This is a genomic window from Microbacterium sp. NPDC089188 (assembly GCF_040685155.1).
Taxonomy (GTDB): Bacteria; Actinomycetota; Actinomycetes; order Actinomycetales; family Microbacteriaceae; genus Microbacterium; species Microbacterium galbum.
On record NZ_JBFBHH010000003.1, the window covers coordinates 420,224 to 433,191 of the forward strand.

A 12,968-nucleotide genomic window follows, 5' to 3' on the forward strand; every position below is an offset into this window, starting at 1 on the left:
GCGAATGTCAGGGGTCGCGCCTACCGTGGAGGCATGGCTCGTACCTCGTCCCCGTCCGGCGGTCGCGCCCCCGCGAAGGGGTCGTCGCGATCGAAAGCCTCGGCGCCCGCGCCGAAGCGCTACGTCGACGAGCCCGAGAAGCCTCCCGTCGCCGCCCGCGCGTGGATGGCGGTCGCCCACGGCGTCGGCGGGATGTTCCGGGCGTTCGGCCCCGAGAACCTGGAGCGCGATCAGCGACGCGACGGCTTCCCGTTCTTCCTGGTCGTGCTCGCCGTCCTCGGTGCGGTCGTCGAGTGGTTCTTCATCGGCACGGAGGCCGCTGCCCTCATCAGCGCCTACAGCTTCGGCGCGCTCTTCGGCCGCGTCGCGTTCGTGCTCCCCGTCCTGCTCCTGCTGCTGGCGGGCTGGCTCTTCCGGCATCCCGCATCCGTCCACGACAACGGCCGCGTCGGCATCGGATTCGGGCTCTTCATCGTCACGCTCGCCGGCTTCTGTCACGTCGCCGGTGGTCGTCCCGTGCCGAGCGAAGGCGGACTGCCCGCCCTCAGCCCGGCGGGCGGCATCGCGGGCTGGATCGTGGGGGAGCCCCTGGCCTTCGCGCTCACCGACGTGGGCGCCTACATCGCGCTCTCCCTGGTGGCAGTGCTCAGCGTGCTGATCCTCACCAAGACGCCCCCCAACCGCATCGGACGTCGGCTCGGCGATCTCTACGCCTGGATGTTCGGGGTCGAGCGCTCCGAGCAGAGCGATGCCACCACGAAGGTCCTCGCCGTCGACGACGCCGACGACGAGCCCGCCGAGAAGTCGCTGCCCTGGTGGCGACGCAACAGGTCTGGCCGCGAAGAGGACGCCGACGGATCCCTCGGCTCCGACGACCTCACGACCCTGCTCTCGCCCGGAACGACGCAGGGTGGATTCGAGTCGGCGATGGTCGAGCCGGAGCCCGTCGCGCCCCGTGCGAAGGCGCCGACCCCGCCGCCGGTCCCGCCCGCGCCCGATGCCCTCACCGAGGTCTTCGACGCGAGCGCTCTCGCCGGTGCCGTATCCGGCCGCGGTCTGCACGACGACTCGTCGATCGATCTGGGCGACGACGACGATCTGCCGGGCATCTCGGGGCTCGGCGGCGACAGTGCCGGTGCCCCGCCCGCCGCGAACTACCGTCTGCCCGCCGTGACGGCGCTCGCGACCGGGACGCCCCCCAAGGCCCGCTCCGCGGCGAACGACGCGGTGGTCGCCGCCATCGAGAGCGTGATGGAGCAGTTCAAGGTCGACGCGCGGGTGACCGGGTTCTCGCGCGGTCCGACCGTCACGCAGTACGAGATCGAGGTCGGGCCCGGGGTGAAGGTCGAGCGCATCACCGCGCTGACCAACAACATCGCCTACGCCGTCGCCTCCAACGAGGTCCGCATCCTCGCCCCGATCCCCGGCAAGAGCGCGATCGGCGTCGAGATCCCGAACGCCGACCGCGAGATCGTGACGCTCGGCGACATCCTCCGATCGGATGCCGCGACCTCGTCGACGCATCCCATGACCATCGGCGTGGGCAAAGACGTCGGCGGCGGCTTCGTCGTGGCCAACCTGGCCAAGATGCCCCACCTTCTGGTCGCCGGATCGACGGGTTCGGGCAAGTCGAGCTTCGTCAACTCGATGATCACCAGCCTCCTGATGCGCGCCAAGCCGTCCGACGTGCGCATGGTGCTCATCGACCCCAAGCGCGTCGAGTTGACGTCCTACGCGGGGGTGCCCCACCTCATCACGCCGATCATCACGAACCCCAAGAAGGCCGCCGAAGCGCTGCAGTGGGTCGTGAAGGAGATGGACATGCGGTACGACGACCTCGCGTCGTTCGGCTTCCGTCACATCGACGACTTCAACAAGGCGGTCGTCGCGGGGGAGATCCAGCTGCCGGCCGGGAGCGAGCGGGTGCTCAAGCCCTATCCGTATCTTCTGGTCGTCGTCGACGAGCTGGCCGACCTCATGATGGTCGCCCCCCGCGACGTCGAGGACTCGATCGTCCGCATCACCCAGCTCGCCCGCGCGAGCGGCATCCACCTCGTCCTGGCGACGCAGCGTCCGTCGGTCGATGTCGTGACCGGCCTCATCAAGGCGAACGTGCCCTCGCGCCTCGCCTTCGCCGTGACGAGCGTCACCGACTCCCGCGTCATCCTGGATCAGCCCGGTGCCGACCGGTTGATCGGTCAGGGCGACGGTCTCTTCCTGCCCATGGGGGCGTCCAAGGCCGTCCGCGTGCAGGGAGCGTGGGTGAGCGAGCAGGAGATCGAGAAGGTCGTCGCTCACGTCACGCAGCAGGCTCGGCCCGAGTACCGCGCCGACGTGCAGGCGGCCGCCGAGAAGAAGGAGATCGACGCCGACATCGGTGACGATCTCGAGCTCCTGCTCGCGGCCGCGGAGCTGGTGGTCTCGACGCAGTTCGGGTCGACCTCGATGCTCCAGCGCAAGCTGCGCGTCGGTTTCGCGAAAGCGGGGCGCCTGATGGACCTGCTCGAGTCGCGCGAGATCGTCGGTCCCTCCGAGGGATCGAAGGCCCGCGACGTGCTCGTCACCAACGAGCAGCTTCCTGCCGTCCTTGCGCGTCTGCGCGGCGATGAGGCGCCCGAGGCCCCCGCGGCCGTCGGCGACGACGACCGGTACGGCGAGGACCCGATCGACGCGCAATACGAAGGGCTGCCTGTCGTGGAAGACGACGAGGGCTCCGAAGACGCCTGGCAGCTGACGGGACGCGACTGATGGCCGTGCACCCGCAGCTCCCCAACGCGATCACGATCGTGCGCATCCTGTGCGCACCGGTCTTCCTCTGGCTGCTTCTGGCCGACGCGGGGGAGGGCGGTGCACTCCGCTGGGCCGCCGCCATCCTGTTCATCGTCGCCATCGCGACGGACGGGGTCGACGGGTACATCGCCCGGCGATACGAGATCGTGAGCGATCTCGGCAAGCTGCTCGACCCGATCGCCGACAAGGCCCTCACCGGAGTGGCCTTCGTCGGGCTGTCCATCCTCGGCGAGCTGCCGTGGTGGGTGACCATCATCGTGCTCGTCCGTGAGATCGGCATCACGATCTACCGGTTCATCGTCGTCAGCAACCACGTGCTCGCCGCGGCGTGGATGGGCAAGCTCAAGACCGTCTTCCAGGCCGTCGCGCTCTCGATCGCCCTCATCCCGTTCGCCGGCCTCTCCGACGCGGGAGCATGGCAGGGCACCGTGTGGTGGGTCTCGGTCGTGACCATGACGATCGCCGTCATCCTGACCATCGCCTCGGGCATCGACTACGTCGTGACCGAGGTCCGTGCTGCACGGCGGAGCCGAGGGCGCCGGTGATCGACGGCGTTCCCGACGACCTCGACGAGACGCTCGTCCGCGACCCGCGCGAGAGCGCGGCGGTGCTGCTGGACCGTCTCGCCGAGCTCGGGTGGACGATCGCCGTTGCGGAATCCCTCACCGGAGGTCTCGTCGTCGCATCTCTCGTCGATGTGCCGGGCGCTTCGCGGGTGGTGCGCGGGGGAGTGGTCGCTTACGCGACCGACCTCAAACACAGCGTGCTCGGAGTCGATCACGCCCTGCTCGACGCGCACGGCGCCGTTCATCCTCGCGTGGCACGCCAGATGGCGCGCGGGGTCAGAGATGTCCTCGGTGCGGACGGCGTCCCCGCCGATGTCGGCGTCGCGACGACGGGAGTGGCGGGTCCTGACGAGCAGGACGGACAGCCCGTCGGCACGGTGCACATCGCGGTCTCGACGCCGCTGGGCACCCGCGTCGACTCGCTGGTGATCGCGGGGGACCGCGACCGTATCCGCCGGGAGACCGCCCATCTGGCCATCCGGCGGGTCCTCGCGGCCCTGTGAATCCTCGTCCGTGGAGCATCGACGCCGAGTGCGGGAACAAATGATCGCACACTCCGGTTTCGTCCAGCGATTCCCATCCGGTGCACAGCGCGCGGCATTAGGGTGACCACAGATGGTGTTTTACAGTTGCTCATCCGGGCAGCGACGGAATCAGCAGTGAGGAGGGCCCCAAATGATCCTGGTTCGTCAAGAGATCGGCGAAGTCCTGCGTGACCTCCGCCAGCAGAAGGGCCGTACCCTCCGCCAGGTCGCCAGTCGCGCGAGCGTCGCCCTCGGCTATCTCAGCGAGGTCGAACGCGGTCAGAAAGAAGCCTCGAGCGAGATCCTCGCTTCGGTAGCCGAAGCGCTCGACGTCCCCATCTCGACCATCATGCGCCAGGTGGGCGACCGGCTCTCCGTGCTCGAGGGCCTCCAGACCTTCCCCGACGTCGTCCCCGACGAACTCGTCGCCGCGGTCGAGCCCGAGCTGTCGCTGCGCTGACGTCGCGTCCGCATGCGTCGTAGCGAATTCGATCGCGCTGTCGCCGATGAGTTCGGCGCCCGCGGTGGCTCCCTGCTGACCGATCTCGTGTTGTCGGCGGTGGGGGGACGCACCAGTGCCGATGCTCTCGCGGCCGGCGTCGATCCTCGCGACGTGTGGCTCGCGCTCTGCGCTGAGACCGACGTACCGGAGAACCGTCGGTACGGCGTCGGGCGGCTCGAACCGCGTCGGTCCTGAGACGTCGATCTCGGTATCGCCTCGGTCGGCCACCCGTGAGGCCGGCTCCCTTCGACAGCGCGGATCGGGGCCGAACGGGTGCGGGCTGATGCACGCGCCCCGCAGGGCAGCGCGCCGCCGGGCTTTCGGGACTCGCAGACGAGATCCCGGCGTGTCATCGAATCTACGTTCGATTCGGGCGTAGGCTCCTTCACAACGAGCTTCGTGCCCCGTTCATCCACAGGAAGGCCGTCTCCCGACACCAATGTCGGAGGCCCTCTCTAACGTGAGGAACGTCGAACGACACTCTGAACGCCTTGTCGGGTGCCCCCATCGTCGATGGGGGACGCGACAGCCTATAGGCGACCGGAACGCGAGCAGAAAGAAGACGTCATGCCCTCACCCGCAGAGCGCGAAAAGGCCCTCGAATCCGCCCTGGCGCAGATCGACCGGCAGTTCGGAAAGGGCTCGGTCATGCGACTGGGCAGCGACGACCGCGCCCCGATCGAGACCATCCCCACCGGCTCCGTCGCCCTCGACGTGGCCCTCGGTATCGGCGGCCTGCCGCGCGGTCGCATCATCGAGATCTACGGACCGGAGTCGTCGGGTAAGACGACGCTGACGCTCCACGCCATCGCCAACGCGCAGCGTGCCGGCGGCATCGCCGCGTTCATCGACGCCGAGCACGCGCTCGACCCCGAGTACGCCAAGAAGCTCGGCGTCGACATCGACGCTCTGCTCGTGTCTCAGCCCGACACCGGTGAGCAGGCCCTCGAGATCGCCGACATGCTGATCCGCTCCGGCGCGATCGACCTCGTCGTCATCGACTCCGTCGCCGCTCTCGTGCCCGAGGCCGAGATCAAGGGCGAAATGGGCGACTCCCACGTCGGTCTCCAGGCGCGCCTCATGTCGCAGGCGCTCCGCAAGCTGACGGGTGGTCTGAACACGACCAAGACCACGGCGATCTTCATCAACCAGCTGCGCGAGAAGATCGGTGTCTTCTTCGGTTCTCCCGAGACGACGGCGGGTGGAAAGGCGCTGAAGTTCTACGCCTCCGTGCGCCTCGACATCCGTCGTATCGAGACCTTGAAAGACGGCACCGAAGCAGTCGGAAACCGCACCCGCGTCAAGGTCGTCAAGAACAAGATGGCGCCGCCCTTCAAGCAGGCCGAGTTCGACATCCTCTACGGCGTGGGGATCTCACGCGAGGGCAGCCTGATCGACTTCGGCGTCGAGCACGCCATCGTGAAGAAGTCCGGCGCGTGGTACACGTACGAGGGAGAGCAGCTCGGGCAGGGCAAGGAGAACGCCCGCAACTTCCTCATCAAGAACCCGGATGTCGCGGCCGAGATCGAGTCGAAGATCAAGACCAAGCTCGGCATCGGTGGAGCGCCTGCTGTGGCGGCACCCGCCGACGACGAGCTCGCCCAGCGCCGCCCGGCGTGATGAGCGACGACACCAAGGGCCCCGTCCGTCCGCGTTCGTCAGGCGGCGAAGACGGGCGGGGTTCCTCGGCGTCGGATTTGCCGGATTCGCCGTGGGCCCATGTCACCGATACAGGGGTCGCAACCGCGAGCGATGACGGCAGCGCGCCAGCGGATCCACCCGCTTCGCGTCACGACGACACCGGCGCGCGCACAGGCTCGACCGCCTCGAGTGAAGACGCCGACGCGCCCACAGATTCGACCGCCTCGCGTCACGGCGCCGACGCGCGCGCGGGCCGGACGGCTTCCCTGCGTGCTGTCGACACCGATCTCGCACCGGTCATTCCCCTGTTCGGGGCGTCGGCGGCGACGCGCTCCGGCCGCGCCTCCGAGGGCGCCCACCCGTCGCGCGGTCGTGCCGCTGCCGCGGATGCCACGGCGGCGGGTGATGTCGCGGTCCCTCGGTCGCGTCCGCGACTGAGGGCGCTGAGAAGCGACGCATCGTCCGGCGAGTCCGCTCACGATTCCCCCGCCGCGGCGTGGAACCTCCCGGGGGGTGATTCGCTTTCGCTCCGTGCGACAGACTCACGCGGAACCGGTGCAGACGCCGACGTCGACGATGCGCTCGAACGTGCCGAAGCGCTTTTGCTTCGCAAACTTCGTTCGCGCTCGTTGTCACTGGCGGAAGCGCGAACGGCCCTCCGCGGCGTCGACGGCGCGGACGAGGTCGTCATCGAAGAGCTGATCGTCAAGTTCGTGGATCTCGGCTATCTCGACGACGCGGCGTTCGCGGAACAACTCGCGATGTCGGCGATCGAGAAGCGCGGCGAAGGTCGTCGGGCTGTGGCCGAGACGTTGCGCAAGCGCGGCATCCCCCGAGACGTCGCGGAAGCCGCACTCGCAGAGCTTCCCGACGACGACGCGGAGCGCGCGCTGGAATTCGCCCGCACCAAAGTCCGCGGCGTGGACGGCAAAGACTACGATGCGTCGCTCCGGCGGCTGGCCGGTCAGCTGGCGCGGCGGGGATATCCGTCGTCGGTGGCTCTGTCGGCCGCGAAGACGGCTCTGAGCGAGGCGGGGATCGGACGGTCGCGGTCTTTCAGCCGGCCGACGTCAGGCGTGCGTTTCACTCCTGACGACTGACCGGGGTGAGGCGTGCGTTCGCCCTCGACCCGTATGGGGCGTGGGTTCGCCGCTGACCGGCGTGCGTCCGCCCCTGACCGGTGTTCATCCCTGACCGGCGTGAGGGGAGCGTTCAGCCCTGACGACTGTTCCCGTCGGCATCCTGCGGGTCAGGCAGACGCGCGACGACACCCTGCGCCACCATGCGCGCGAGCTCGCGCCGCGACGGTGCTCCGACTTTCGAGCGCGCCTGGTACACGTGGGACTCCACGGTCCGGACGGAGAGGAACAGACGAGCGGCGATCGCCCGGTTGGTGAGCCCTTCGTTCGCGAGGAGAGCGATCTCACGTTCTCGGGCTGTGAGCTCCTCGGGCGGCGGGGAGGCAACGGGCGCCGGAGCGGGTGCGGGAGCGGGGATCACCGCTTCGGCGGCGGGCGCCGACCACAGCGCGTGAAGCCGAAGCTCATCGACGGGTCGCGCGTCGTCGGCTCCGACTGACCGAGCCGACGCCCGGCGAACCGCGTCCGTCGCGAGGGGGAGGTCCGTCGTGGCGGCCAGCTGCACGAGCTCGTCGATCTCGTCCTGCACGGCGATGTCGAGACTCACGAGCCGGTACAGGTCGCGAATCCGCAGGGCCGCTGCCGTGCAACCGCGGCTGAGATCGGCGGCGGCGCGCGCGGCGGCACGCGCCTCGGCGACCCGCGCCTCCGCGACCAGGACGGTCGTCTCGACGTAGAGGCGGCTGCGACGCACGATGAGCGGCCCGTCCTCATCGACATGCGCGAGGATGGCGCGCGCCTCCTCCAGCCGCTGCGCAAGAGCCAACTCCTCCGCGACATCCAGTCTCAGCATCGCGGCCGTGGAGTCGCCCACCGCGGCCGGGTCCCGGCGCATGGCCGAGACCACCTCGCGATACGCCTGCACGGGTCGCCCGGACGCAGCGAACGCGATGGCCGCGGCGACGCCCGCGACGGTCAGTTCGGAAGAGCCGCCCTCACGCGCGGCCGGACCGAGCTCGCGTTCGAGGCGGTGCTGAGCCGCAGTGCCGTCGGCCCCGGCGATCTGGTGCCCCACGAGGAGCGAGAGCAACGTCGCCAGCCGATCTCGGGTGGTGATCCCGGGTGGGCGTGGGTCCGCGTCGAGCAGACGTTGCGCGTCGCGGTAGTGGGTTCGAGCGACGGCCCAGCGGCCCCGAAGAGTCTCCATGGTGCCCGCCGTCACGAGAGCCCGCAGTCGCCCCAGGGGCGAGGCGCCGGGGATCGAGATCGCCAGCTCGGCGAGTTCGCTCGCCTTCGCGGAGTCGAGCCGGTCACCCGCCCGCGCCGCCTCGCCGAGCAGGCGCTCCACCTGGGCGTCCGCCTCGGCCTGCTCGGGCGAGATCCGCGCCGCATCGGTGGAGAGCGGCATCCCCGCCGCCGCTCTGTACGCCTGCAGACGAGCGATCCGGCGGCGGGCGGAACCGTCGGCGACGACGCCGTCCGGGTCGACCACGTCGTGCCGCGCGAGAGCGGTTTCGATGTGCAGCGCGGGGTCATCGACGGCAGCGAGGCCGCGCGCGGCGTGGGCGGCCGCATGGGCGGGGTCCCCGCGGTCATTCGCCTCTCGCGCCGCGTCGAGTGCCACCCGGGCGCGAAGCGCCGGGTCATAGGCCGTTTCGCCCGAGGCGTCGAAACCGAGACGGTGCCATCGTTCGGAGACGGCGACCGCGATGGTGGAGCTCCACCAGCGGTCGGCCTCGGCGAGCATGCGTCTGCCGGCGCCGTCGATGATCGCATCGACGACATCGTCGCCGAGTTGCCGGTGCGCCTGGAGCGCGAAGAGATCGTTGGCCGTGAGGCGCTGTTCCGCCGAGGAATCGGCGTGGAGGAGGCCGCTGCCGAGAAGCGCGCCGACGGCCTCGGGGTCGAACAGGCGTGTGGCGACCGCGAACTCGAGGTGGGCCAGGCGGCGCACACCGGCGAGGCACTCGAGGTCCTGCCGCAGAAAGCCGGCGACGTGGCGTTCCACCGCGACGGCGAGTCGGCTGTCGGGGGCGACGGAGCGGACCGCCCGGAGCGGATCGCGGCCGTCGCGGGCAGCCCGGAGCGCCTCCAGCACGAGCTGACGCAGCAGTGTGCGGGAGCCGTCCGCGCGCCAGATGAGGCCCGCCCGCGTCGGCACGTCGAGCAGATCCGCGTCAGGGAAGAGCGCGATCATGCGCCGTGCGTCGTCGTCGGTGAGCTCCGACAGGTCGATGCGTCGAGCGAAGCCGTCCATCCAGAGGTCGAGGAACGTGCGGCGCACCTTGTCGGCGTCATCGGGGCGGTACCGCGACCGAGGGCGAGCGGTGCGCAGCCCGACGACAGCGGTCGCCCGGCCTGCGGCCACCGCATGGGCGAGCGCACGCGCTGAGGCGGGATCGAGGGCGTCGACGTCGTCGATGACGACCACGCCCTCGATCCGCGTCGGTGATCCTTCGCTCAGATTGCGCAGGGCGGGGTGGCCGGTAGCGACCAGGGCTCCGAATGGGACGGCCCTCAGCGCTGAGGCCGGCCGGACGATGATGACCTCGCGTCCGCGCTTCTCGACCTCCGCCGTGATGGCCCGGAGGACGTAGCTACGGCCGCTTCCACGTGGCCCCGCCACCACCATGGAGACGCCGGCCTGCACACGGGATGCCAGGTCGATCACATCCCGATCGGAACCGATCACTGCGCGCGACCACGAGGTCGCCTGTTCTGTCCGCATACTTCTCCCCCCGGATACCCGCAGGCGGACGGGTCAGCGTGGGCACACACTATCGATCAGCTATGCGCGCCGCTAGGCCGGTGAACGAAGGAACGTGGGCGTTTCGCGATCAGCGTCGTCCGGCGGTACGCGTCGAGGTCTGGGGGCACGGGCTTTAGAATTGCTCGCATCATGACCACCCCCGTCTCCTCTCCGACGCTCATCGCGCCCTCCGCCGCCGCCCAGGGCGACGCCGGTGCGCGCACCTATGAAGTCCGCACGTTCGGATGCCAGATGAACGTGCACGACTCCGAGCGCCTCAGCGGGTCACTCGAGAGCGCCGGCTACGTGCGCGCCGAGGCGGGCACCGAGGCCGACGTCGTGGTCATCAACACGTGCGCGGTGCGCGACAACGCCGCGGGAAAGCTCTACGGAACACTGGGTCACCTGAAGTCGCGCAAGGACGCGCGAGCGGGCATGCAGATCGCCGTCGGCGGCTGCCTCGCGCAGATGGACAAAGAAGCCGTCCAGCAGAAAGCGCCGTGGGTCGACGTCGTCTTCGGAACACACAACATGGGCTCGCTCCCCGGCATGCTCGAGCGTGCCCGCCACAACGGCGAAGCGGAGCTGGAGATCCTCGAGTCGCTCGAGATCTTCCCGTCCACGCTGCCCACCAAGCGCGACTCGGTGCACAGCGGGTGGGTCTCGATCTCGGTCGGTTGCAACAACACCTGCACGTTCTGCATCGTGCCGAGCCTGCGCGGCAAGGAGAAGGACCGCCGCCCGGGCGACATCCTGAACGAGATCCGCCTGCTCGTCGACGACGGCGCGATCGAGGTCACCCTGCTCGGCCAGAATGTCAATTCGTACGGCGTCGAGTTCGGCGACCGTCTCGCGTTCGGCAAGCTGCTGCGCGCGGCGGGCGAGATCGAGGGCCTGGAGCGCATCCGGTTCACCAGCCCCCATCCGGCGGCCTTCACCGACGACGTCATCGCGGCGATGGCCGAGACCCCGGCGGTCATGCCGCAGCTGCACATGCCCCTGCAGTCCGGTTCCGACCGCATCCTCAAGGCGATGCGTCGGTCGTACCGCAGCGAGAAGTTCCTCGGCATCCTGGACCGCGTGCGCGAGCGCATCCCGCACGCGGCGATCACGACCGACATCATCGTGGGATTCCCGGGCGAGACCGACGAAGACTTCGAAGAGACCATGCGCGTGGTCGAGGCCTCGCGGTTCTCGAGCGCCTTCACGTTCCAGTACTCGATCCGCGAGGGCACACCGGCCGCGACCATGGCCGATCAGGTGCCGAAGGCCGTCGTGCAGGAGCGCTTCGAGCGGCTGATCGCCCTGCAGGACCGGATCTCGGCCGAGGAGAACCAGAAGCAGCTCGGCCGCACCCTCGAGGTCCTCGTCTCGGCGGGGGAGGGCAAGAAGGATGCCGAGACCCACCGCCTGACCGGCCGCGCCGAAGACAACCGCCTCGTGCACTTCGAGCTGCCGGCGGGCTCGGCCGTGCCGCGTCCGGGCGACGTCGTGTCGGTCACGGTGACCCACGCGGCGCCCTTCCACCTGCTCGCCGACGCCGTCGACGGCGCGCCGCTGCGCATCCGTCGCACCCGCGCCGGCGACGCGTGGGACCGGTCGCAGGCCGAGTCGTGCGCAGTGCCGGCGCCCGCCGGCGAAGCCAGCGCGCCGCGCGCGGTGTCGCTCGGACTCCCCACGCTGCGCGTGGGCGTGTGACGAGCCCGTCCCTCTGGGCGGTCGTCGGAGCCACCGGCACCGGCAAGACCGGTCTCTCCCTCGCCCTCGCGGAGGCTCTCGCGGCCGAGGGGCGGCCGGCCGAGATCGTGAACGCCGACGCGATGCAGCTGTACCGCGGCATGGACATCGGAACCGCGAAGATCCCGGTCGCCGAGCGCCGCGGCATCCCGCATCACCTCTTCGACGATCTCACGGTGACCGACGAGGCCGCGGTGGCCTGGTACCAGGATGCCGCCCGCGCGGCGATCTCCGAGATCCACTCCCGGGGCGCCGAGGCGATCCTCGTCGGCGGCTCGGGGCTCTACGTCTCGAGCGTGCTGTGGGACTTCCGTTTCCCCCCGCGGGATGAGGCATTGCGCGCCCGCCTCGAGGCGGAGCTCGGGCGCGAGGGCCCGGGTGCGCTCTTCGCGCGGCTCCGCGAGGCCGATCCCCGTGCGGCGGCGAACATCGACCCGCGCAACGGGCGACGCGTGGTGCGCGCGCTCGAGGTGCTGGCCCAGGGCGGCCAGACGCACGGCGGTGCCCTTCCGGATGCGCCGGAACCGTGGCATCCGTCGACGCGTATCGTGACGACGCACGTGGAACGCGAGCAGCTCGTGTCGATGCTCGACGAGCGCGTCGAGGGGATGTGGGCCGCGGGCCTCGTCGACGAGGTCGAGAGGCTGCGCGGCGAAGGACTCGAGCGAGGCGTCACGGCGTCACGAGCGATCGGGTACGCGCAGGCGCTCGCCCAGCTGCGCGGCGACCTGACGCGCGCGGAGGCCATCGCGCAGACGCAGGCCCTCACCCGGCGGTACGCGCGCCGACAGGTGTCGTGGTTCCGCCGTTACGCCGATGCCCGCGTCGTCGACGCCCGGACGACGGATGCCGCGCACCTCGTGCGCGCGACAGTGGGAGATGATCGATGACCATCGCGATCCGCGCATTCGTGCCGTCCGACGAGGACGCCGTCGTCGCCCTGTGGGAGGACGCGGGGCTGACCAGGCCCTGGAACGACCCGCGCGCCGACATCCGCCGGAAGCTGACCGTGCAGCCCGAGCTCTTCCTCGTCGCCGTCGACGGGGACGCGCTCGTCGGCAGCGTGATGGCGGGCTACGACGGACACCGCGGGTGGCTCTACTACCTGGCCGCCGCGGCCTCGCACCGCGGGCGGGGAGTGGGGCGGACGCTCGTGGCCGAGGCAGAGCGGCTGCTGGAGGAGATGGGCTGCCCCAAGGTGCAGCTCATGGTGCGCCCCGACAACACCGGAGCGCGGGGCTTCTACGACGCGCTCGGCTACGAGCCGTTCGAGACCTGGGCCACCGGCCGGCGACTGATCGTCGACGGTCCCGGACGACCCGACTGAGGCCGCCCGGCCCTGGCACGGCGGATGGCCGGCTGCGGGTCGTCCGTAGACTG

At 70.3% G+C, this 12,968-nt stretch carries 11 protein-coding genes; 10 read left to right on the plus strand and 1 reads right to left on the minus strand.

Going from position 1 to position 12,968, the window contains the following annotated elements; all coding sequences use genetic code 11:
• Window positions 1-33 precede the first annotated feature (33 nt).
• The 7 genes from AB0N80_RS11880 to AB0N80_RS11910 all read left to right on the plus strand — a co-directional run bounded on the left by AB0N80_RS11880 (window position 34) and on the right by AB0N80_RS11910 (window position 7,123).
• A complete protein-coding gene (locus AB0N80_RS11880) occupies window positions 34-2,748 on the plus strand; it encodes a DNA translocase FtsK 4TM domain-containing protein (protein WP_363578817.1) in 2,715 nt (904 codons plus the stop codon).
• The gene (gene pgsA / locus AB0N80_RS11885) at window positions 2,748-3,335 is read left to right on the plus strand and encodes a CDP-diacylglycerol--glycerol-3-phosphate 3-phosphatidyltransferase (RefSeq protein WP_363578818.1); all 588 of its coding nucleotides are present in this window, start codon (window positions 2,748-2,750) and stop codon (window positions 3,333-3,335) included. The genes AB0N80_RS11880 and pgsA overlap by 1 nt, the downstream gene beginning before the upstream one ends.
• A complete protein-coding gene (locus AB0N80_RS11890; protein ID WP_315993087.1) occupies window positions 3,332-3,859 on the plus strand; it encodes a CinA family protein in 528 nt (175 codons plus the stop codon). The genes pgsA and AB0N80_RS11890 overlap by 4 nt, the downstream gene beginning before the upstream one ends.
• A 172-nt stretch (window positions 3,860-4,031) precedes the next feature.
• Window positions 4,032-4,340: a helix-turn-helix transcriptional regulator gene (locus tag AB0N80_RS11895; protein ID WP_108319449.1), complete on the plus strand. Its 309-nt coding sequence runs from the start codon at window positions 4,032-4,034 to the stop codon at window positions 4,338-4,340.
• 12 nt (window positions 4,341-4,352) lie between these two features.
• Complete coding sequence (locus AB0N80_RS11900) at window positions 4,353-4,577, plus strand: DUF3046 domain-containing protein (protein ID WP_108319447.1); 225 nt, start codon at window positions 4,353-4,355, stop codon at window positions 4,575-4,577.
• Window positions 4,578-4,949: 372 nt separating this feature from the next.
• A complete protein-coding gene (gene recA / locus AB0N80_RS11905; protein WP_315993086.1) occupies window positions 4,950-6,002 on the plus strand; it encodes a recombinase RecA in 1,053 nt (350 codons plus the stop codon).
• Entirely contained in the window at window positions 6,002-7,123 is a 1,122-nt protein-coding gene (locus tag AB0N80_RS11910) for a regulatory protein RecX (RefSeq protein WP_363578819.1), read from the plus strand. Before recA ends, AB0N80_RS11910 begins: the two co-directional genes overlap by 1 nt.
• A 112-nt stretch (window positions 7,124-7,235) precedes the next feature.
• Here AB0N80_RS11910 and AB0N80_RS11915 read toward each other — a convergent pair whose 3' ends face one another.
• Window positions 7,236-9,830, minus strand: a complete 2,595-nt coding sequence (locus AB0N80_RS11915) for a LuxR C-terminal-related transcriptional regulator (RefSeq protein ID WP_363578820.1) — start codon at window positions 9,828-9,830, stop codon at window positions 7,236-7,238.
• 171 nt (window positions 9,831-10,001) lie between these two features.
• Between AB0N80_RS11915 and miaB the strand changes: the two genes are divergently transcribed.
• Genes miaB through AB0N80_RS11930 form a run of 3 tightly spaced genes read left to right on the plus strand, consistent with a single transcriptional unit; the run spans window position 10,002 to window position 12,915 of the window.
• Entirely contained in the window at window positions 10,002-11,549 is a 1,548-nt protein-coding gene (gene miaB / locus AB0N80_RS11920; RefSeq protein WP_315993083.1) for a tRNA (N6-isopentenyl adenosine(37)-C2)-methylthiotransferase MiaB, read from the plus strand.
• Window positions 11,546-12,478 (plus strand): tRNA (adenosine(37)-N6)-dimethylallyltransferase MiaA, encoded by a 933-nt coding sequence (miaA, locus tag AB0N80_RS11925; protein WP_315993082.1) that lies wholly within the window; start codon window positions 11,546-11,548, stop codon window positions 12,476-12,478. Before miaB ends, miaA begins: the two co-directional genes overlap by 4 nt.
• Window positions 12,475-12,915 carry a GNAT family acetyltransferase gene (locus AB0N80_RS11930; protein WP_315993081.1) on the plus strand — a complete coding sequence of 147 codons (441 nt, stop codon included), beginning with the start codon at window positions 12,475-12,477 and terminating at the stop codon, window positions 12,913-12,915. The genes miaA and AB0N80_RS11930 overlap by 4 nt, the downstream gene beginning before the upstream one ends.
• Window positions 12,916-12,968: the final 53 nt, after the last annotated feature.